Here is an 18,382-nt window from a genome sequence, read left to right as displayed (position 1 = left end):
TTCATCATTCGGTAAATCCGGCACGCATCGCAATACGCGGTGCGTGCCGGTGCTGCAGATCAGCCCAGTTCGCCCAGGGCTTTCTGGTAGCGGTTGGCGTGCGAGCGCTCTGCCTTGGCCAGCGTCTCGAACCAGTCGGCGACTTCGTCGAAGCCTTCGGCGCGCGCATCCTTGGCCATGCCGGGATACATGTCAGTGTACTCGTGAGTCTCGCCGGCAACGGCGGATTTCAGGTTGTCCTTGGTGCTGCCGAATGGCAGGCCGGTAGCCGGATCGCCGCATTGTTCCAGATACTCCAGGTGGCCATGGGCGTGGCCGGTCTCGCCTTCCGCAGTCGAGCGGAACAGTGCCGCGACATCGGCATAGCCTTCGATATCGGCCTTGTTTGCGAAATACAGATAGCGGCGGTTGGCCTGGGACTCGCCGGCAAAGGCGTCCTTCAGGTGTTTCTCGGTTTTCGATCCTTTGAGTTGCATGGTCGTTCTCCTTCATGAGAGTTGAATACGGAAAGACTTCGGTGGTGGCTGTTGCTCCACGGACGCAATGTAGGCCTGTCAGGCCGATAAAACCAATTGATTTATTCAAACACAGTGATTTATTATACAAATCATACAAGATGGAGTACGAGCATGACCCTGAACGAATTCCGCTATATCGTCGCCGTCGCGCAGGAACGCAACTTCCGCCGCGCGGCCGAGAAGGCTTTCATCAGCCAGCCGGCGCTGTCGCTGGCGATACAGAAGCTGGAAGAAGAACTGGGGCTGAAGATATTCGAGCGCGGCAAGAACGACGTCACGCTCACCCCGGTCGGCACGGCCATCGTGGAACAGGCACAGCGCGTGCTGGAAGAGGCCGAGCGCATCCGCGAGATCGCTGCGCAGGGCAAGAACCAGCTTGCCGCATCGCTGCGTGTCGGTGTCATCCACAGCGTCGGCCCCTATCTGTTGCCCGACCTGATCCCCGCACTGAAGAAAGTCGCACCGCAGATGCCGCTGGAGGTGGAAGAGAACATCACCGAGAATCTGGAGACCCTGCTGCGCAACGGCAAGCTGGATGTCATCGTCATCGCATTGCCATTCGGCGATTCGAGCATCCTCACGCATGCCTTGTACGACGAACCGTTCGAAGTGGTCGTCAATTCCGATCATCGCTGGGCGGACCGGCGCAGCATCAAGGCTCCCGAGCTGGCGGAGGAAAAGGTGCTGCTGCTGAATTCCGGTCACTGTTTCAGCAACCAGGTCGCCGAAGCCTGCCCCGACCTGAATCGCAAAGGGGCGGAGATACAGCAAGGCACCTCACTGGAAACCATCCGCAACATGGTTGCCTCCGGCCTGGGCATCACCGTGCTGCCCGCTTCGGCGAACAGCGCGCGCTACCGCAGCAAGCTGCTGGACGTCATTCCTTTCGCCAAACCCATTCCATCGCGACGCATCGCGCTGGCCTGGCGCAAGAGTTTTGCGCGCACGCAAGCCATCGAAGCACTGGCGCAAGCAGTCGGGCAGGCCAAAATCACCGGCATCCAGCATCTGCCATGACCCTGCGCGAACAACAACCCTATCGCCAGAATCCGTTGCTGCGTCTGAGCTACAGCCTCATCGCACCGTTATACGATGCCATCATCGATCGCCCGATGCGGGATGCACGCAGGCATTCGCTGCGCACCTTGCCGACCGATGCAAGCAGACGCATCCTGATCAGTGGAGTGGGCACCGGTCTGGATCTGCCCTTGCTGCCGGCATTGCACCGTTACACTGCACTCGATTTCAACCTGGCGATGCTGGCGCACGCCAGGCCGCGCGGCAAGGACCTGGATGTGGGTTTCGTGCTGGGCGACAGCATGGCATTGCCTTTCGCCGGCTCGCACTTCGACCACGTCGTGCTGCACCTCATCCTCGCCGTCGTGCCGGAACCGCAGCGCTGCCTGAGCGAAGCCGTACGGGTGCTGAAACCCGGCGGCACCATCATCCTGTTCGACAAATTCCTGCAACCGCGACAGCGTGCCCCGCTGCGCCGCTTGTTCAACGTGATCACCCGCCGTTTCGCCACGCGCATGGATGTGGTGTTCGAGGAGGTGTTGACCGCTGCGCCCGAACTGCAGGTGCTCAGCGATGAGCCGATGCTGGCGAACGGATGGTTTCGGCGGATCGAGCTGCAAAAGACCAGGTGAAGCTGAAAACGCTTCTGCCGTTACCTCATTTGCCGAAGTGCGCTGCCGGGTATTCCATGTCGGTCATTTCCCGCAGCGCTTGCTCCTCGCGCAGGAAGCTCTCCACCGCCCTGGGATCGAACTGGCTCCCGGCCATGCGGATGATCTCGGCCTTGGCGGTATCGAAAGGAAGGCCTTTGCGGTAGGGACGATCGAATGTCATGGCATCGAGGGTATCGATGACCGCGAACAGCCTGGCTGCCAGCGGGATCTCTTCGCCCTTGAGACCAGCCGGATAGCCCGAGCCGTCGAAACGCTCCTCGTGGCACAGCACGATATTGGATGCCATGGACAGGAAAGGCAGGTTCTGCAGGATGCGATGTCCATTGCGCGGGTGTTCCTGCATGATCTTCCATTCCTCATCCGACAGCTTGCCTGGCTTGAGGAGTATCGCGTCCGGCACACCGATCTTGCCGATGTCGTGGAGCAGGCTGCCCCAATAGACTTCGCGCAGATCGGTCACTTTCTTGTAGTGATGCGTCGCCAGCAGCAAGGTGTGCGTCGCGACCCGCTTGGAATGCAGCCCGGTCTCTTTCTCCCTCAGGTCCAGCGCTTCGGCAAGGGACTCGACGAACTTCTCATAGGGCTCCGTTTCCAGTCCGCCGCTGCGCTTGCGCGAATCCAGCAGGCAATGTTCGCAGGTGTGACGATTGAGGATGCGGACATACTGGCGCTCGTGTGACGCAGTCCCGCACTCTTCGCAGGCGGTAACGAAACTGTCGGCCTCCGACGTTGCAGAAAGATTTTTTTGCATGGTGACCTCCGCTGCCATCAAACCGCAAACAGGCATGCGGCGCCGCGTACGATTCAGATCAGCTTTACCGGTTCGATTTTGGCAGCGGCAAATAGTTCAGCAATCGCCATGCACAACCATGCGGTTGATCAGTCTATTTGCGGCCATCCGACTTGCAGCAATCTTCGCGGCCCGCTTGAATCGGCGGACAGGGCACATCGCCATAGGAACAGAACACGCAGCAGTCGCCCGGCTTGGGCTTGAGCAAGGCATTGCAGCTGGGGCATTGGTAGAACCACTGGCAGGCATCGGTGGGCATGGTCAACAACTCCGCATGACCGCACTCCGGGCAGGTCAGCAAGGATTCAAGCCGCAGTTCCAGGTCTTTTTTCTGTACGGTCATTTGCGGATCCAAACGAAACGAACGATCAGTTCGACATCAGGAATTGCCGCTCCAGCTGATGCGCCGGCAGTAGCAATACACGAACTGCTGCACCTTGCCGGACGGCGTGTGATGCTCTTCCTTCTGGTGCTTCAACAGGGTGAACGCATCGCCGAACTCGTCGTGCAACTCGTCCGCACGGTAGCGCATCACCGGCAGGCCGCTGCATTGCAGCGGGCCGTCCTCGGCGAAGGTGGCGACGATGACATGTCCGCCTGGCTTGACCGCGTTGAACACGGTGCGCACGTAAGCATCGCGTTGCTGCTGGGTGGTCAGGAAGTGGAACACGGCGCGGTCGTGCCAGATATCGTAACGCTTGGCAGGCAGGTCGACTTCGGTGATGTCCGCCTCGATCCAGCGCACCATGCTTTCCTGCGCGCCGAGACGCTGGCGCGCCGCGTGCAGCGCGGCGGCGGAAAGATCGAGCACCGTCAGGTCGCGGTACCCCTCTGCCAGCAGGTCGTCCACCAGCGTGGAGGCGCCTCCGCCGACATCGATGATGCCTGCGTCTTTGTCAGCAGTGGCTGCCTTGATCAGATCCAGCGATAGCTGCGCATGCGGCTGGAACCAGCTCACCTCGTCGGTGGCTTTCGTCGTATAGACGGCTTCCCAATGTTCTTTACCAGGTTGCATGGCGACCTCCCTATCAATGCCCCTCTCTTTCCGGGAGAGGGGTTGGGGTGAGGGCTTTCGCCGCAACGGTTACTCCCTCACCCTAGCCCTCTCCCATGGGGAGAGGGAATGGAAACTTACACCCAATCCTTGGGCACCAGATACTTGTCGTACAGCTCGGCTTCCGGCGTGCCTTTTTCCGGGTGCCAGTCGTAGCGCCATTTCACCAGCGGCGGCATGGACAGCAGGATGGATTCGGTGCGCCCGTTCGACTGCAGGCCGAAGATGGTGCCGCGGTCGATGACCAGGTTGAACTCGACATAGCGGCCGCGGCGATAGAGCTGGAAGTCGCGCTCGCGTTCGCCATAGGGTGTGTCCTTGCGCTTTTCCAGCAGCGGCACGTAGGCAGACAGGTAGTGGTCGCCGACGCTCTGCTGGATGGCGAAGGCGGTGTCGAAGTCAGGCTCGCTCATGTCGTCGAAGAAGATGCCGCCCACGCCGCGCGGTTCGCTGCGGTGCTTGAGGAAGAAATAGTCGTCGCACCACTTCTTGAATTTCGGGTGCAGCTTGGGATCGAACGGAGCCAGCGAATTCTTGCAGATCTGGTGGAAATGCACCGCGTCTTCCTCGAAACCGTAATAGGGCGTGAGGTCCATGCCGCCGCCGAACCAGAACACCTTGTCGCCGTCTGGCTTGTGCGCCATGAACATGCGCACGTTGGCGTGCGAGGTCGGCGCATACGGGTTGCGCGGATGCATCACCAGCGACACGCCCATCGCCTCCCAGCTGCAGCCGGCCAGTTCCGGGCGGTGCGCCGTGGCGGAAGCCGGCATCTTGTCGCCCTGCACATGCGAGAACGCCACGCCGCCGCGTTCCAGCACATTGCCTTCCTCGATGATGCAGCTGATGCCTTCGCCCTTGCCGATGCCGCCGCTGCCTGTTGCCCGCTCCCACTTGTCGCGCAGGAATTTCTTGCCGTCCACTTGCTCCAGACGATCGACGATGAGTTCCTGCAATTCGAGCAGGTATTCCTTTACGGCTGCGCTATCCATGTTCTCTCCTGATTGAATCGTAATTGTTCTATTTGCGGATGATTTTACCATCCGACCACGCGCGTATCGTGGAAGGTTGTTTGCGCTTCCCCACCCGCCCGCGCAGTACCCATACCTTGTTTCCAAACAGACGCCGGCAGTCGGCATAGGTCTTCGCCGGACGTTGCCCGCTGCGGTTGGCGCTGGTGGATACCAGGGCACTGTCTGCACTGCGGCATAGCTGTCTGGCAAAAGGATGGGCAGTGAGCCGCACCGCCAGCGTGTCGTGCGTGCCGCGCAACCAGCGCGGTGCCGAAGAGCGAACCGGCATCAGGTACGTGACGGCTTGCGCCCCCTCGTGTTGCAATCTTGCTTGATCGGCAGGAGCCAGAGGCTGCAGATAGCGTGCGACCTGGCGATAGTGCGATGCAATGAGAATGAGGCCTTTGCGTTGCGGGCGCCGCTTGAGCTTGAGCAGGCGCAATACTGCTGCACGGTTGGCGGGATCGCATCCGAGTCCGTAGCAGGATTCGGTCGGGTAGGCGATGAGGCCGCCGCGCTTGAGGTAGGCAGCAAGTTGACGGGATGAGTAGGTTTCGCGTTGCACTTGCTGCCCCAATGCTCGAGACCGACAGGTCTGGAGCCTATTTCCGCCCGATGGCGCGGTAGCCGATATCGCGGCGCATCTGCTGCCCATCGAAATGGATGGTATCGGCAATCTCGTAGGCACGTTGCTGTGCACGCTTCACCATGTCGCCGAGAGCCACCACGCACAGCACACGCCCGCCGTTGGTGATCACCTTGCCGTCCTGCATGGTGGTGCCGGCATGGAATACATGCGCATCCTCCAGCTTCTTCGGCAGCCCTGTGATGACATCGCCCTTGCGCGGTGTCTCGGGATAGTTGGCCGCGGCCATCACGATACCGAGCGCGGTGCGTTTATCCCATTCGGCTTCCACCTTGTCGAGCGTGCCATTGATGGCGTGCTCGACGATGGCGGCGAAATCGCTCTTCAGGCGCAGCATGATCGGCTGTGTCTCGGGGTCACCCATGCGGCAGTTGAATTCCAGCACCTTGAGGCCACCATCTGGCGAGATCATCAGGCCCGCATAAAGGAAACCGGTATATATGATGCCTTCGCTTTCCATGCCGCGCACCACGGGCAGGATCACTTCGCGCAATACTTTTGCGTATATGGTCGGCGTGACCACCGGTGCGGGAGAATAAGCCCCCATGCCGCCGGTGTTGGGGCCATTATCGCCGTCCAGCAGTCGCTTATGGTCCTGGCTGGTCGCCATGGCCAGCACGTTCTTGCCGTCGACCATGACGATGAAACTGGCCTCTTCGCCCGCGAGGAATTCTTCGATCACCACGCGCGCACCGGCATCGCCGAGCTTGTTGTCGGACAACATCATGTCGATGGCAGCGAACGCCTCGTCCTTGCTCATCGCCACCACCACGCCCTTGCCCGCTGCCAGACCATCGGCCTTGATGACGATGGGGGCGCCGTGCTTCTCGACGTAGGCCTTGGCAGCGGCGATGTCGCTGAAGGTCTCGAAGAACGCCGTGGGGATGTTGTGGCGCGTCATGAAGCGCTTGGCGAAGTCCTTGGAGGATTCGAGTTGCGCTGCCGCCTTGGTCGGGCCGAAGATCTTCAGCCCGGCCGCGCGGAACGCATCCACCACGCCCGCCGCCAGTGGCGCCTCGGGGCCGACCACGGTGAGCTCGATGTTCTCGCGCTTAACGAACTCGATGAGCTCGGGGATGGCAGTGATGGCGACGTTCTCGACGCCCTCTTCCAGCGCCGTACCAGCATTGCCCGGCGCAACGTACACCTTCTGCACCTTGGCGCCCTGTGCCAGACGCCATGCCAATGCGTGTTCGCGACCACCGTTACCGATGACTAATATTTTCATGCTTACCTCAAAGAATATCGCTGCAACCCCCTCCCCCTGGAGGGGGAGGGTTGGGGAGAGGGTGATATGGTGCGTTCCCTCTCCCCCGCCCCCTCTCCCGCTTGCGGGAGAGGGGAGTCTGATTAATGCCTGAAGTGGCGGTAACCGGTAAACACCATCGCCAACCCATGCTCGTCCGCCGCGGCAATGACTTCCTCGTCGCGCATCGAGCCGCCCGGCTGGATGACGGCCTTGGCACCGGCTGTCGCCAGCACGTCCACGCCGTCGCGGAACGGGAAGAACGCATCGGAAGCGACGACGGAACCAGTCAGGCTCAGGCCGGCGTTCTGCGCCTTGATACTGGCGATGCGGGTGGAATCCACGCGGCTCATCTGACCGGCGCCGACGCCCAGCGTCTGGCCGTCCTTGCAGAACACGATGGCGTTCGACTTCACATACTTTGCCACGCGCCAGGCGAACAGCAGGTCGGTCAGTTGTTCCTTGGTCGGCTGCACCTTGGTTACGACTTTGAGTTGCGACGCCTGCACGTTGAGCGCATCCGGCGTCTGCACCAGCAGGCCGCCACCCACGCGCTTCACGTCATATTGGTTGTGCGCATTGGACAGCGGCACGGTGAGCACGCGCACGTTCTGCTTGGCAGCAGTCACTTTCAGCGCGGCTTCGGTGGCGCTTGGCGCGATGATGAGCTCGACGAACTGGTTGGCGGTGATCTGCGCAGCGGAAGCCTCATCCAGTTCGCGGTTGAAGGCGATGATGCCGCCGAATGCGGAAGTGCTGTCGGTGGCGTAGGCCAGCTTGTAGGCATTCAACGGCGTGTCGGCGATGGCAACGCCGCAGGGGTTGGCGTGCTTGACGATGACGCAAGCGGGCTGATCGAAGGTTTTGACCAGTTCCCACGCCGCATCGGCATCGCCGATGTTGTTGTAGGAAAGCTCCTTGCCCTGCAGCTGGGTGTAGCCGGAGATGCCGCCCACCAGCGGCACGAGGTCGCGGTAGAACGCCGCCTGCTGATGCGGGTTCTCGCCGTAGCGCATCTCCTGCACCTTGGCGAAGTTGAAGTTGATCTGCGCCGGGAAGTCGCTCTTGCTGCCGTCGCTGTTGATCGCGGTGAGGTAGTTGCTGATCATGCTGTCGTAGGCGGCGGTGTGCGAGAACGCTTTCTTGGCCAGGTCGAACTTGGTGGCGGCCGAGACTTCGCCCTTGTTGGTCTGCATCTCGGCCAGCACGTCGGCGTAATCGGCAGGGTCGGTGACGATAGCGACATGCGCGTGGTTCTTGGCCGCGGAACGCACCATCGTAGGCCCGCCGATATCGATGTTCTCGATGGCATCTTCCAGCGTGCAGCCGGGCTTGGCGATGGTCGCCGCGAACGGGTACAGGTTCACCACCACCAGGTCGATGGTCGGGATGTCGTGCTTCTTCAGCGTGGCGACATGCTTGGGCAGGTCGCGCCGCGCCAGGATGCCGGCGTGCACTTTCGGCTGCAGCGTCTTCACGCGCCCGTCCAGCATCTCGGGGAAGCCGGTGTAGTCGGCCACTTCCGTGCAGGGCACACCGTTGTCGGCGAGCAGCTTGGCGGTGCCGCCGGTGGAAAGTATCTTCACGCCGAGCTCGTTCAGCCCCCTGGCGAATTCAAGGATGCCGGATTTATCCGACACGCTGATGAGTGCTTGTGTGATGGTCATCTGGATTCTTTCTTTAATGATGGAATCTGTGGAAATTCAAATTGCCAAACCGGACAGGGCGCGAAAGAATCGCGCCGAAAACAGGTTTTATTTGATGCGGTGATCCTGCATCTTCTTGCGCAACGTATTGCGGTTGATGCCGAGCAATTCTGCGGCACGCGTCTGGTTGCCGCCTGCATGGTGCAACACGGTCTCGATCAGCGGCTTTTCCGCGCAACAGATCACCATGTCGTATATCCCGCACGACGGCTCTTCGCCGTCGAGGTCCTTGAAATAGTCGTTCACCGCCTTGCGCACATGCTTGGCGATATCGTTCTCGTTGATTGCACAATCTTCAGTCATGCTGCCCCCTTGTTGTTCCCTGCCCTGACCCTGCGCGCATCGTGTCGTGTCCGCGAGCAAACGGACGCGCGTTACCCCGACTAACGGGGCCCCTGCTTGCTGCTTATGCAGCCAACTCCCCCTTGTAAAGCAGTCTTTCGCTGCCTGTTTTCTGTTCTTCAAAGAAATCCGTCACTGCGCACATCTGTTCGTCCACGCTCTCCAGCTGGTTCATGCGATGGCGGAACACGGCAGATCCCGTCAGCCCCTTGGTGTACCAGGAGATGTGCTTGCGCGCCACGCGCAGCCCGGTGTGCTCGCCATAGAAGTCGTACAGGTCGTGCATATGCGCGATCAGCACGTCCTGTATCTCGCCGACATGCGGCGCAAGCAGGTGCGTGCCGGTCTGCAGGAAATGCTCGATCTCGCGGAACAGCCAGGGGCGGCCCTGTGCGGCGCGCCCGATCATGACCGCATCGGCACCGGTATGTTGCAGCACAAAACGGGCTTTTTCCGGCGTGGTGATGTCGCCGTTGGCGATGACCGGGATGTTCACTTCCGCCTTCACCGCGCGGATGGTGTCGTACTCGGCGTCGCCGGTGTAGGCGCAGGCGCGGGTGCGGCCATGGATGGCCAGCGCCTGGATGCCGCTGGCTTCGGCGATGCGCGCGATGTTGACCGCATTGCGGTTGTTCTTGTCCCAGCCGGTGCGTATCTTCAGGGTGACAGGCACTTCCACAGCGCCGACCACCTCTTCCAGGATCTCGGCCACCAGCTTTTCGTTCTGCATCAAGGCGGAGCCCGCCATGACGTTGCAGATCTTCTTGGCCGGGCAGCCCATGTTGATATCGATGATCTGCGCACCGTTGTCCACGTTGTAGCGGGCGGCCTGCGCCAGCATCTTCGGGTCGGCACCGACGATCTGCACCGAGATCGGATCGACCTCGCCTTCATGGTTGGCGCGGCGCTTGGTCTTCTCGGAGCCGTACAGCAGCGAATTGGAAGCCACCATCTCGGACACCGCCATGCCGGCGCCCATGCGCTTGCACAGCATGCGGAAAGGCCTGTCCGTCACGCCCGCCATGGGTGCGACGATGAGGTTGTTTTTCAGCTTGTAGCGTCCGATCTGCATGGTGATTTCCGAAGGGGGCGGCGATTATAAATTAATCAACTCGCCCATGCTATGATGCTCGCAGATTTTTCTGCGAGAAGCATAGTTTCAGCATGGAATTCGATATCGTGATCATCGGCGGCGGGTTGGTAGGTGCCAGCCTCGCCTCCGCGCTCAGAAACACTGGACTTCGACTCGCCTTGATAGAAGGCCAGCCCTTGCCTGAGCCCGATTCCGGGTGGGATAGCCGTATATATGCCTTCACCCCCGGCAACGCGGATTTTCTAAAAGAATGCGGGGCTTGGCAGCGACTGGATCTGGCACGCGTGCAGCAGGTGGAAGAGATGCGCGTGTTCGGCGACACCGGAGCCAGGCTGAATTTCAGCGCCTATGAGATCGGCGCACCCGAATTGGCATTCATCATGGAAAGCCGTTTGTTACAGCATGCACTGTGGCAAGGTTTGCGCGAACAGGAAAACCTGACCCTGATACAACCTGCCCAATGCGCGGAGATGTCGTTACAGGATGATGCCGCCCGGCTCAAACTGAAGGACGGTCGCGAGATACGCGCCAAGCTCATCGTCGGCGCAGACGGGCGCGATTCCTGGGCACGCCACCAGACCCTGATGCCCGAAGTCCCCACTCCGTACCACCAACACGGAGTGGTCGCCAACTTCAGCGTCGGCAAAGCCCATCGCGGCATCGCTTACCAGTGGTTCACGCCGGAAGGCATACTGGCGCTGCTCCCCCTGCCAGGGAAACACATCTCCATCGTCTGGTCGGTCAGCCCCGAGCATTCAGCCGAGCTGTTGGCACTTACTCACGAGGAATTCTGCGCACGCGTATCGGCCGCCTCGAACCATACTTTGGGCGAATTGCAGGTCATCACCCCGCCTGCCGCTTTTGCGCTGCGTGTGCTGAACCTTGCGCACCTGACCAAGCATCGCCTGGCGCTGGTCGGCGATGCGGCGCACAATGTGCATCCGCTTTCCGGACAAGGCGTCAATCTCGGCCTGCGCGATGTACGCGAACTGGCGAAAGTCCTGCAGCAACGGGGCGAACTGGATTGCGGCGACCTGCGTTTGTTGCGCCGCTATGAGCAAGCACGGCAGAGTGACATAATGTCCATGCAACTCACCACGGATACGCTGAAGAACCTGTTCGTCAACGACAATCCGCTGCTGCGCACGCTGCGCAATATTGGTCTCGACGCGACCAACAAGATCGTACCGCTGAAGAAGATGCTGGTGCGTCACGCACTCAACTGATTATTCCCCACAAGGACCCTGTAAATGTTCAAGACCCTGCTGTTACTCCTGCTCTCCATCTCGCTCGCCCATGCAGCCGAAACCGACAAGACAGCCGCCGCCATCAAGGACACGCTGATCAAGAACTACGAGCAACTCATCGGCCCGGTCGACCAGGTCAACAAATCTCCGATCCCCGGCCTGTACGAAGTGGTCACCGGAGACCATATCTTCTATACCGACAAGACCGCGCAATACCTCATCGACGGCCAGATGTTCGATCTGAAGGGAAGACAGAACATCACCCAGGCGCGCTCGCAAAAACTGTTCGCCATCGACTTCAGCAAACTGCCGCTCGAACTCGCCGTGAAAAAGGTCAAGGGCAACGGCAGCCGCAAGATGGCATATTTCGCCGATCCGAACTGCGGCTTCTGCAAGAAGCTGGAGCATGAATTGCAGAACGTGAACGATGTCACCTTGTACCTGTTCCTCTACCCCATCTTCCAGGGGTCGGCGGAAAAGGTCCAGGATATCTGGTGCAGCGCCGACAAGGCCAAGACCTGGGATGACCTGATGCTGAACGGCGTGCAGCCCAAGGCAGCCAAGTGCGACGCCCCCATTGCCCAGGTTCTCGCGCTGGGCAAAAGCCTCAGAGTGAATGGCACGCCCGCATTGATCTTTGCCAATGGCGTGATCAACCCCGGCTATATGCCTGCCGCCGATCTGAACAAGGCGCTGGACGCCAACAACAAATAAGCCGAAGCGACGATCAGCCGTGCACAACCTGCCCCGACACCTCGCCGCGCTGAGCGTCGCCTTATGGGTAGGCGGCATGTGGATGCTCGGCTATGTGGTCGTGCCCACCCTGTTCAAGTTACTGCCGGACCGGCAGCTTGCGGGCATCGTGGCCGGACATCTGTTCACCCTGCTGGCCTACATCGGCATCGCCTGTGCGCTCTATCTGCTCGTCTACCAGGTGCAGCAATTCGGGCGCACGGCGATACGTCGCCGCCTCTTTCGCATCACTGCCGTGATGCTGTCGCTCGTCCTCGTCGGGCAATTCGTCCTGCAGCCCATCCTTGCCGACCTTAAGCAGCAGGCATTGCCGCTGGATGTGATGCAGAGCGCTTTCGCCTCCCAATTCCGGACCTGGCACGGCATCTCCGGTATTCTTTTCCTGATCCAGAGCCTGCTTGGCATCGCACTCGTGATCGATTCCAGGAAGCAGTAAACGGTTGCCAAGTGGTTGGTTATAGGCCGTTTGGCATATTGACCGGGCCAGGCAACTAATTTAGTGTCCCTCCATCCGCACGAACCAATCAGGTCGCGCACCAACAGGAGGATATGCAAATGCGATACCTGTTCCTGGTTACTTTGATGTTTGCCGTGATGCTCGGACTGATCACATGGGTAACCAGGCCGGATTTGTTTGCTGCGCAATATGACAAGGTGGCCGCTCCCTTAGAGAAGCATTTCGCCGCACAGCGTGCCGTCATCTGGCAAAGTGCGAAAGATCGGGCCTGGCAACATTGGATGGCACAAGCACACCTGCCCAGCGATTGCATGCATCCGACAACTGCACTGCATGCACTCGAATGCAAGAACAGGATACAGTTGCAGGAAAACGCTTTTGAGAACGACTGGGCAAACAAGGTCGCAAGTGGCTGGCGGCCTGAGGGTATAAACTGAACACTCAAGGGGGCAATGTGCTAAAGAACCTGCATCGGGAGATCTATCCTGCCGGGGAGATCATTTTCAGGGAAGGCGATTCCGGGGACAGCGCGTATCTCATCGAGGAAGGCAGTGTCGAAGTCAGCGTCAGCAGCACGCAGCAATCGTGCATCGGCAGAGGCGAACTGTTCGGCGAGATCGCGTTGATCGACCAGCAGCCGCGCACCGCCACGGTGCGTGCCCTCGAAAGCACAGTACTCATCCCCATCCCGCGCCAGCTGGTGAAGGAACTGCTGGAGAAGACCGATCCGGTGGTGCGCCATTTGCTGCTGACCATTCTTGAACGCTACCGCTCCACGCGCAGCCAGCCAGCGTTCGATCCTTCGCAATCCACCATCTTCAGGCGCGACACGACGCGCGGCGTCGCCACGCAGCAACTGCGTTTGGCTCACGACATCGCCGAGGCGTTGCGGGAAGAACAGTTCGAGATGTTCTACCAGCCCATCTGCGACCTCTCCAGCGGGCGCCTGGCCGGATTCGAGGCTTTGATACGCTGGCATCATCCGGTCGAAGGCATGGTCTCGCCGATGGACTTTTTGTGGGTAGCGGAGCAGACCGGACAGATAAGGGAAATCGGCCTCTGGACCTTGCAGCGCGCGTGTCTCGATTGGCCGGTTCTGCGCACTCGCATCAACCATCATAAACCCTTCGTCAGCGTCAACCTGTCGCCGTCGCAACTCACCGGCGACGGATTCGTTGGCGAGGTCAAGACCATCGTCAGCGATCTTCAGATGCCGCCACGGGAACTCAAACTGGAACTGACCGAGACCGTCATCATCAACAACCCCGACCTCGCGCTGCAGCTGCTCAGCAAGCTCATCGAGGCAGGCAGCACCCTCGCGCTGGACGACTTCGGCACCGGCCATTCCGGTCTCGATGCGCTGCACCGCTATCCCATCGGAACCATGAAGATAGACCGCGCCTTCGTCAGCCAGATGCTTACTTCACCGCACAGCGCAAAGATCGTGCAGGCCTCGATCGAATTGGCGCACTCGCTCAAGATGGACGTGGTCGCAGAGGGCATCGAGAGCGAAGATGAACGCCTCGCCCTGCTGGAACTGGGCTGCGACTATGGGCAGGGATGGTTGTTTGGAAAGCCGGCGTCGTTGAAAAATATTTGAAGTTACTGGCCCACGGCCAAGGCCGTTCGTGGTGAGCTTGTCGAACCATGAACGGCCGCAATCAAAACCAGCGGGCTGCACCTATCCTTTGGCAAGCTCAGGACGAACGGCCGAGGATGCCCACCAAAAAACAGGGGCGCAATACCCTTCGGATATTGCGCCCTGCCAACACAAGCGAAACGAGAATCAGAACGTCGCTTCGTGGATCTCCGGCATGCCATCGGCCACCCACTTGGTATAGCCGCCCGCCATATTCAGCACATTCTTGAAACCCATCATCTGCAGCACGGCAGCCGCCATGGCCGAGCGCCCGCTGGTCGCGCAATACACCACGACCTGGCGGTCGCGTGCAGCCGTCAATTCGGGCAGGTGCTTGGGATAAGCCGGATCGGCGGCCGCTTCGAGAATGCCGCGCGGCACCAGGTGGGCACCCTTGATGTGGCCGTTCTCATATTCGCCATGCTCGCGCACGTCGATCAACAGCAGATCTTCCTTGCTATTGAGTTTGTCGAGAAGCTCTTTCGGGGTGATCTCCTTGATGCAGGCTTTGGCGGAACGGACAAAGTCCATCAGGCCCATGGGCTGTTGGGGTTTGAAGGTGTCATACATGCTTGTTCTCCAATATCGATGAAATGGTTGAATGCTTGTGCAACAGTGTCGAATCCAGCCGCTATGCTAGTGCTGCAAAAAACGATTGCCAATCTAATTCAACACCGGTTCTCCGCCGCGGGGAAACAGCACCCACATCTTCCCGGATTGTTTCATGCTCCCGGCCCGCACTGCGGCATAGTCGCCGAATCCCCAGAAGAAATCCGCCCGTACCGCCCCCTTGATCGCTCCGCCCGTATCCTGTGCAAACACCAGTCGGTTGAGCGGCTCAGTGCTGTTCGGTTGTGTTGTGGCAAGAAACACTGGCACACCGAGCGGAATGGTGCGCTGGTCGACGGCAATGCTGTATTCGTTGGTGAGCGGCACGCCCAATGCCCCCAGCGGCGCAGAAATGGAGTCCGGCAACACACGGAAGAAGACGTAGCTTGGATTCTGCCCCAGCAGCACGAACAACCGTTCAGGATTCTTTTCCGCCCAGTTCTTGATGCCTTGCATGGATGCTTCTTCCGGCTTCAACTCCCCCATCTCGATAAGCTTTTTGCCGATCGAGGCATAGCCGTGTCCATTCTGGTCGGCATAGCCGATCATTACGCGGGTGCCGTCTTCCAGTTCGATGCGACCGGAACCCTGTATCTGCAGGAAGAACAGTTCGACCGGGTTTTCCACCCAGAACAGTTCATGTCCTTTCAGCGCCGGATCGAGACCTGCATCGATCTCGGCCCGGTTGAAATAGGGCACGACGCGCTTGCCTTCCAGGCGGCCGCGCACACGCTGCCCCCTGAACTGCGGATAAAGATCGCCCATATCGACTTCGAGCATGTCATCCGGCGGTGAATAGATGGGATAGGCGAAACGCTTGCTGCGCGTGCGGCTGCCTTTCAGCAACGGTTCGTAATAACCGGTGATGAGCCCGGTGTCGGTACCGTCCGGATTGAACACCTGGTAGGGTGTGAACCAGGTCTCGTAGAAGGAACGCTGCGCAGCGACATCATCGGCGCCTACCTTGGTTGCTGCCGCACATATGGGGAGCCAGACCGGCTTGAATTTGAGCGCACGGCAGCTTTGCTGCATCGCCGGCCATGAGGCAGCCAGGTCTTGCATGGTCCAGTCCGGCAGCATTGCCCATTTGCTGACCATGAAATCGGGCGATGGTTTGCCGACTGGAATCTTGACTTCTATTGGCGGTGGCGGTGTCTGACAGGCCGCGAGCCAAACGCTCAATGCCAATATCAGCCAGATCGACTTGCTCCTGATCATTGTCACTTTCATTGCTTAATGGAGTACGCGCGGAACGCTCAGCACGAATTGAGGGATGGGCACGGTGAATTCTCCGCCATCCACGACTTGCATCAGGTAGCTGCCTGACATGGTGCCCACCTGCGTCGCCAGCACTGTACCGCTGGTGTATTCAAAACTCTGGCCCGGCTTGATGACCGGCTGTTCACCCACCACACCTTTGCCTTTGACTTCCTGCACGTGATCGTTCGCATCGTTGATGATCCAGTGACGGCTCAGCAGCTGCACCGCCTGTTCGCCTTCATTGGTAAGGGTGATGGTGTAGGCGAATACGTGGCGGTTATCGGCTTCGTCGGACTGGTCAGCGAGGTAGCGTACTTGTACCGAGACCTGGATGCGATAGTGTGAGGAGTCTTCCATCACCGCATTTCACCGTATTTTGAGAAGTATGACAAGCGACGTTTTGCATGCCGCAGGAATTACGCGTTTCACGCTTCTAATGCCCGTGCAGCCACCCCAGTTTTCTCAGGATGTTGATGGCGGTGCTGGAAGCGCGGAAGGTCTCTTCGGTCTCGACCTTGTGCGCCCGCATCAGTTCCGGCGCCTGTTCATAGGTCAGATAGCGTTGCAATGCGGCATGCACTTGCCCCTTCAGGGTCCCGACATTGATCGGCTTGTGGAGTATCCGGAACACCTGGGCCTGGTTAATGAGCTCGATCACCAACTCTGCATCCTTGGCTTTGGTCGCAACGATGGAAAGTATCTGCGGGTATTCCTGTTTCAGCAGCTTGAGCATGGAGGTCAACTGATCCTGACCCGATTCGATGTCCGCTATGACCACTGCGATCTCGTGTTTTTTCAACATGGTCAGTGCTGCGTCGATACCTTCGGCATAGACGACCGGACATAGCCTGCCGACGATCTCCCTGACGACGCGGAAGACCTCTTCGTCCTTGTCGATGACCAGCACTCCTGCTTTCATCCTTTGGGGCAGGTCCACCGGCGCCGATTTGGTATTGGCCAGTTCAAGCGCGATCGTGGCTGCCTCGCCCACGATCGTCTGCAAGGACTGGTTGTCCCATGGCTTGTTGATGAATCGATACACTTCCCCGTCGTTGATCGAGCCCACGATGGAGGCCAGGTCGGAATAGCCTGTCAGCAAGATGCGCACGCTGTTCGGCGAGATCTCGCGGGATCGGCGCAGCAACTCCACCCCCAGCATGATCGGCATGCGCTGGTCGCTGATGATGACGTGCATGGGATAGCGGGTGATGAAATCGAGAGCCTTGTTGCCATCGGTGGTCGTGAATACATGGTAACGCTGCCGGAACAAGGATTTCAGCGCGGTAAGAATGCGCTCCTCATCGTCAACGATCAACAGGTTCGCCTTTTTAAGGCCGGGATTAAGACTGATCGGGCTGTCCCCGTACAACTCTTCCGGCAAGCTTGCATTGCTGCCGCCGACTGCAGTGCTCTTCAAACCGCGTGCAGCGTCAAACAGTTTTGCCGCATCCGGAAAACCAACGTCAGGCTGGGGCTCATCTATATTAAGCGAAGCGCGGATCGCCTTCTTGAATGCCTCGGCAAATTCGCTTGCCGTCTGGTAGCGATCGGATTGTTTCTTTGCCATGGCCTTGGCCAGTACCTCGTCGACCTCGGGCGAGAGATTGGGATTCAGTGCCGATGGCTTTTCCGGCATCACATTGACCACCTGCTGCATGATGGCTGCAACACTCCCCGAAAAAGGTTTCTTGCCGGTCAACAGTTCATATGCGATGACCCCGATCGAGTACAGGTCCGAAGTCCCGTTGATCTTGATGCCGGTGAACTGTTCGGGCGACATGTACGATGGAGTTCCGACCAGCTCGCCGGCCCTGGTCAGTTCGGACGAATCGATGTGCGCAATGCCGAAGTCATTGATCTTGATGCGCCCGTCGCTGTTGATCATGATGTTCGCCGATTTCATGTCGCGATGGATGACGCCCTGAGAATGGGCATAGCCTATCCCGTCCAGCGTCTGCGTGACGATCTGGGCTATCTCCTGCAGACCGAAGTTCTCCTTGCTCGCCAGGTGATGTGCCAGCGTCTTGCCATTGACCAGCTCCATGATGATATAAGCCGCATGCTCATCTTCAATATAGTCATAGATCTGCACGATACGCGGATGCACCAGCCGGCCCACGGCTTGGGCCTCCTGACGAAACCGGCTCAGTACGCTTTCGCGGTCGCCTTCCGGCAGGAGATTCTTGTTTACGCCTTTGATCGCCACGGCGCGATTGATGGTGGGATCCCATCCCTTGTAGACGACACCCATGCCCCCGCTGCCGAGTTCTCCCTGGATATGGTATTTGCCGATTTGCTTCACTGGATCGCTCATGTGC

At 59.5% G+C, this 18,382-nt stretch carries 21 protein-coding genes; 7 read left to right on the top strand and 14 right to left on the bottom strand.

Going from position 1 to position 18,382, the window contains the following annotated elements; genetic code table 11:
* Nucleotides 1-59: 59 nt before the first annotated feature.
* On the bottom strand, nucleotides 60-476 hold the full coding sequence (locus tag SLIT_RS01485; RefSeq protein WP_013028443.1) for a rubrerythrin family protein: 417 nt from the start codon (nucleotides 474-476) through the stop codon (nucleotides 60-62).
* Between the two features lie 153 nt (nucleotides 477-629).
* Here SLIT_RS01485 and SLIT_RS01480 point away from each other — a divergent pair, with 153 nt between their 5' ends.
* The gene (locus SLIT_RS01480; RefSeq protein WP_013028442.1) at nucleotides 630-1,535 is read left to right on the top strand and encodes a hydrogen peroxide-inducible genes activator; all 906 of its coding nucleotides are present in this window, start codon (nucleotides 630-632) and stop codon (nucleotides 1,533-1,535) included.
* Entirely contained in the window at nucleotides 1,532-2,167 is a 636-nt protein-coding gene (locus tag SLIT_RS01475) for a class I SAM-dependent methyltransferase (RefSeq protein ID WP_013028441.1), read from the top strand. The genes SLIT_RS01480 and SLIT_RS01475 overlap by 4 nt, the downstream gene beginning before the upstream one ends.
* Before the next feature lie 25 nt (nucleotides 2,168-2,192).
* On the opposite strand, the gene SLIT_RS01470 is transcribed toward SLIT_RS01475, so the two are convergent.
* The 9 genes from SLIT_RS01470 to dusB all read right to left on the bottom strand — a co-directional run bounded on the left by SLIT_RS01470 (nucleotide 2,193) and on the right by dusB (nucleotide 10,078).
* Entirely contained in the window at nucleotides 2,193-2,960 is a 768-nt protein-coding gene (locus tag SLIT_RS01470; protein ID WP_013028440.1) for an HD-GYP domain-containing protein, read from the bottom strand.
* A 133-nt stretch (nucleotides 2,961-3,093) separates the two neighbouring features.
* On the bottom strand, nucleotides 3,094-3,342 hold the full coding sequence (locus SLIT_RS01465) for a GDCCVxC domain-containing (seleno)protein (protein ID WP_013028439.1): 249 nt from the start codon (nucleotides 3,340-3,342) through the stop codon (nucleotides 3,094-3,096).
* A 36-nt stretch (nucleotides 3,343-3,378) separates the two neighbouring features.
* Entirely contained in the window at nucleotides 3,379-4,014 is a 636-nt protein-coding gene (locus tag SLIT_RS01460) for a class I SAM-dependent methyltransferase (protein ID WP_013028438.1), read from the bottom strand.
* A gap of 116 nt (nucleotides 4,015-4,130) precedes the next feature.
* Nucleotides 4,131-5,045 (bottom strand): oxygen-dependent coproporphyrinogen oxidase, encoded by a 915-nt coding sequence (gene hemF, locus SLIT_RS01455; RefSeq protein WP_013028437.1) that lies wholly within the window; start codon nucleotides 5,043-5,045, stop codon nucleotides 4,131-4,133.
* Between the two features lie 28 nt (nucleotides 5,046-5,073).
* Nucleotides 5,074-5,631, bottom strand: coding sequence for an L-threonylcarbamoyladenylate synthase type 1 TsaC (tsaC, locus tag SLIT_RS01450; RefSeq protein ID WP_013028436.1), 558 nt, complete (start codon nucleotides 5,629-5,631; stop codon nucleotides 5,074-5,076).
* 37 nt (nucleotides 5,632-5,668) lie between these two features.
* Nucleotides 5,669-6,940: a phosphoribosylamine--glycine ligase gene (purD, locus tag SLIT_RS01445; RefSeq protein ID WP_013028435.1), complete on the bottom strand. Its 1,272-nt coding sequence runs from the start codon at nucleotides 6,938-6,940 to the stop codon at nucleotides 5,669-5,671.
* 122 nt (nucleotides 6,941-7,062) lie between these two features.
* Entirely contained in the window at nucleotides 7,063-8,625 is a 1,563-nt protein-coding gene (gene purH / locus SLIT_RS01440; protein WP_013028434.1) for a bifunctional phosphoribosylaminoimidazolecarboxamide formyltransferase/IMP cyclohydrolase, read from the bottom strand.
* 87 nt (nucleotides 8,626-8,712) lie between these two features.
* The gene (locus tag SLIT_RS01435) at nucleotides 8,713-8,967 is read right to left on the bottom strand and encodes a helix-turn-helix domain-containing protein (RefSeq protein ID WP_013028433.1); all 255 of its coding nucleotides are present in this window, start codon (nucleotides 8,965-8,967) and stop codon (nucleotides 8,713-8,715) included.
* Between the two features lie 103 nt (nucleotides 8,968-9,070).
* Nucleotides 9,071-10,078 (bottom strand): tRNA dihydrouridine synthase DusB, encoded by a 1,008-nt coding sequence (gene dusB, locus SLIT_RS01430; protein ID WP_013028432.1) that lies wholly within the window; start codon nucleotides 10,076-10,078, stop codon nucleotides 9,071-9,073.
* A gap of 92 nt (nucleotides 10,079-10,170) precedes the next feature.
* Between dusB and SLIT_RS01425 the strand changes: the two genes are divergently transcribed.
* The 5 genes from SLIT_RS01425 to SLIT_RS01405 all read left to right on the top strand — a co-directional run bounded on the left by SLIT_RS01425 (nucleotide 10,171) and on the right by SLIT_RS01405 (nucleotide 14,156).
* Entirely contained in the window at nucleotides 10,171-11,325 is a 1,155-nt protein-coding gene (locus SLIT_RS01425; protein ID WP_013028431.1) for a UbiH/UbiF family hydroxylase, read from the top strand.
* 24 nt (nucleotides 11,326-11,349) lie between these two features.
* The gene (locus tag SLIT_RS01420) at nucleotides 11,350-12,060 is read left to right on the top strand and encodes a DsbC family protein (RefSeq protein WP_013028430.1); all 711 of its coding nucleotides are present in this window, start codon (nucleotides 11,350-11,352) and stop codon (nucleotides 12,058-12,060) included.
* Between the two features lie 19 nt (nucleotides 12,061-12,079).
* Entirely contained in the window at nucleotides 12,080-12,535 is a 456-nt protein-coding gene (locus SLIT_RS01415; protein WP_013028429.1) for a DUF4149 domain-containing protein, read from the top strand.
* A gap of 119 nt (nucleotides 12,536-12,654) precedes the next feature.
* Nucleotides 12,655-12,993, top strand: coding sequence for a hypothetical protein (locus tag SLIT_RS01410; protein WP_013028428.1), 339 nt, complete (start codon nucleotides 12,655-12,657; stop codon nucleotides 12,991-12,993).
* Nucleotides 12,994-13,010: 17 nt separating this feature from the next.
* Nucleotides 13,011-14,156, top strand: a complete 1,146-nt coding sequence (locus SLIT_RS01405; protein ID WP_013028427.1) for an EAL domain-containing protein — start codon at nucleotides 13,011-13,013, stop codon at nucleotides 14,154-14,156.
* Nucleotides 14,157-14,342: 186 nt separating this feature from the next.
* Here SLIT_RS01405 and SLIT_RS01400 read toward each other — a convergent pair whose 3' ends face one another.
* The 4 genes from SLIT_RS01400 to SLIT_RS15005 form a co-directional block, all read right to left on the bottom strand.
* Nucleotides 14,343-14,765, bottom strand: coding sequence for a rhodanese-like domain-containing protein (locus tag SLIT_RS01400; RefSeq protein WP_013028426.1), 423 nt, complete (start codon nucleotides 14,763-14,765; stop codon nucleotides 14,343-14,345).
* A gap of 93 nt (nucleotides 14,766-14,858) precedes the next feature.
* Complete coding sequence (gene mltA / locus SLIT_RS01395) at nucleotides 14,859-16,022, bottom strand: murein transglycosylase A (RefSeq protein ID WP_013028425.1); 1,164 nt, start codon at nucleotides 16,020-16,022, stop codon at nucleotides 14,859-14,861.
* A 15-nt stretch (nucleotides 16,023-16,037) separates the two neighbouring features.
* A complete protein-coding gene (gene apaG / locus SLIT_RS01390; RefSeq protein ID WP_013028424.1) occupies nucleotides 16,038-16,421 on the bottom strand; it encodes a Co2+/Mg2+ efflux facilitator ApaG/CorD in 384 nt (127 codons plus the stop codon).
* Nucleotides 16,422-16,497: 76 nt separating this feature from the next.
* Complete coding sequence (locus SLIT_RS15005) at nucleotides 16,498-18,378, bottom strand: protein kinase domain-containing protein (RefSeq protein ID WP_013028423.1); 1,881 nt, start codon at nucleotides 18,376-18,378, stop codon at nucleotides 16,498-16,500.
* Nucleotides 18,379-18,382 lie beyond the last annotated feature (4 nt).

This window comes from Sideroxydans lithotrophicus ES-1 (assembly GCF_000025705.1).
Classification (GTDB): Bacteria; Pseudomonadota; Gammaproteobacteria; order Burkholderiales; family Gallionellaceae; genus Sideroxyarcus; species Sideroxyarcus lithotrophicus.
Note: the sequence above shows the minus strand (reverse complement) of the source record. Positions and strands in the feature narration are given on the sequence as shown.

Coding starts and splice junctions, on each gene's coding strand:
- SLIT_RS01485 (WP_013028443.1), bottom strand. CDS start 476: ATGCAACTCAAAGGATCGAAAACCGAGAAACACCTGAAGGACGCCTTT.
- SLIT_RS01480 (WP_013028442.1), top strand. CDS start 630: ATGACCCTGAACGAATTCCGCTATATCGTCGCCGTCGCGCAGGAACGC.
- SLIT_RS01475 (WP_013028441.1), top strand. CDS start 1,532: ATGACCCTGCGCGAACAACAACCCTATCGCCAGAATCCGTTGCTGCGT.
- SLIT_RS01470 (WP_013028440.1), bottom strand. CDS start 2,960: ATGCAAAAAAATCTTTCTGCAACGTCGGAGGCCGACAGTTTCGTTACC.
- SLIT_RS01465 (WP_013028439.1), bottom strand. CDS start 3,342: ATGACCGTACAGAAAAAAGACCTGGAACTGCGGCTTGAATCCTTGCTG.
- SLIT_RS01460 (WP_013028438.1), bottom strand. CDS start 4,014: ATGCAACCTGGTAAAGAACATTGGGAAGCCGTCTATACGACGAAAGCC.
- hemF (WP_013028437.1), bottom strand. CDS start 5,045: ATGGATAGCGCAGCCGTAAAGGAATACCTGCTCGAATTGCAGGAACTC.
- purD (WP_013028435.1), bottom strand. CDS start 6,940: ATGAAAATATTAGTCATCGGTAACGGTGGTCGCGAACACGCATTGGCA.
- purH (WP_013028434.1), bottom strand. CDS start 8,625: ATGACCATCACACAAGCACTCATCAGCGTGTCGGATAAATCCGGCATC.
- SLIT_RS01435 (WP_013028433.1), bottom strand. CDS start 8,967: ATGACTGAAGATTGTGCAATCAACGAGAACGATATCGCCAAGCATGTG.
- dusB (WP_013028432.1), bottom strand. CDS start 10,078: ATGCAGATCGGACGCTACAAGCTGAAAAACAACCTCATCGTCGCACCC.
- SLIT_RS01425 (WP_013028431.1), top strand. CDS start 10,171: ATGGAATTCGATATCGTGATCATCGGCGGCGGGTTGGTAGGTGCCAGC.
- SLIT_RS01420 (WP_013028430.1), top strand. CDS start 11,350: ATGTTCAAGACCCTGCTGTTACTCCTGCTCTCCATCTCGCTCGCCCAT.
- SLIT_RS01410 (WP_013028428.1), top strand. CDS start 12,655: ATGCGATACCTGTTCCTGGTTACTTTGATGTTTGCCGTGATGCTCGGA.
- SLIT_RS01400 (WP_013028426.1), bottom strand. CDS start 14,765: ATGTATGACACCTTCAAACCCCAACAGCCCATGGGCCTGATGGACTTT.
- mltA (WP_013028425.1), bottom strand. CDS start 16,022: ATGATCAGGAGCAAGTCGATCTGGCTGATATTGGCATTGAGCGTTTGG.
- apaG (WP_013028424.1), bottom strand. CDS start 16,421: ATGGAAGACTCCTCACACTATCGCATCCAGGTCTCGGTACAAGTACGC.
- SLIT_RS15005 (WP_013028423.1), bottom strand. CDS start 18,378: ATGAGCGATCCAGTGAAGCAAATCGGCAAATACCATATCCAGGGAGAA.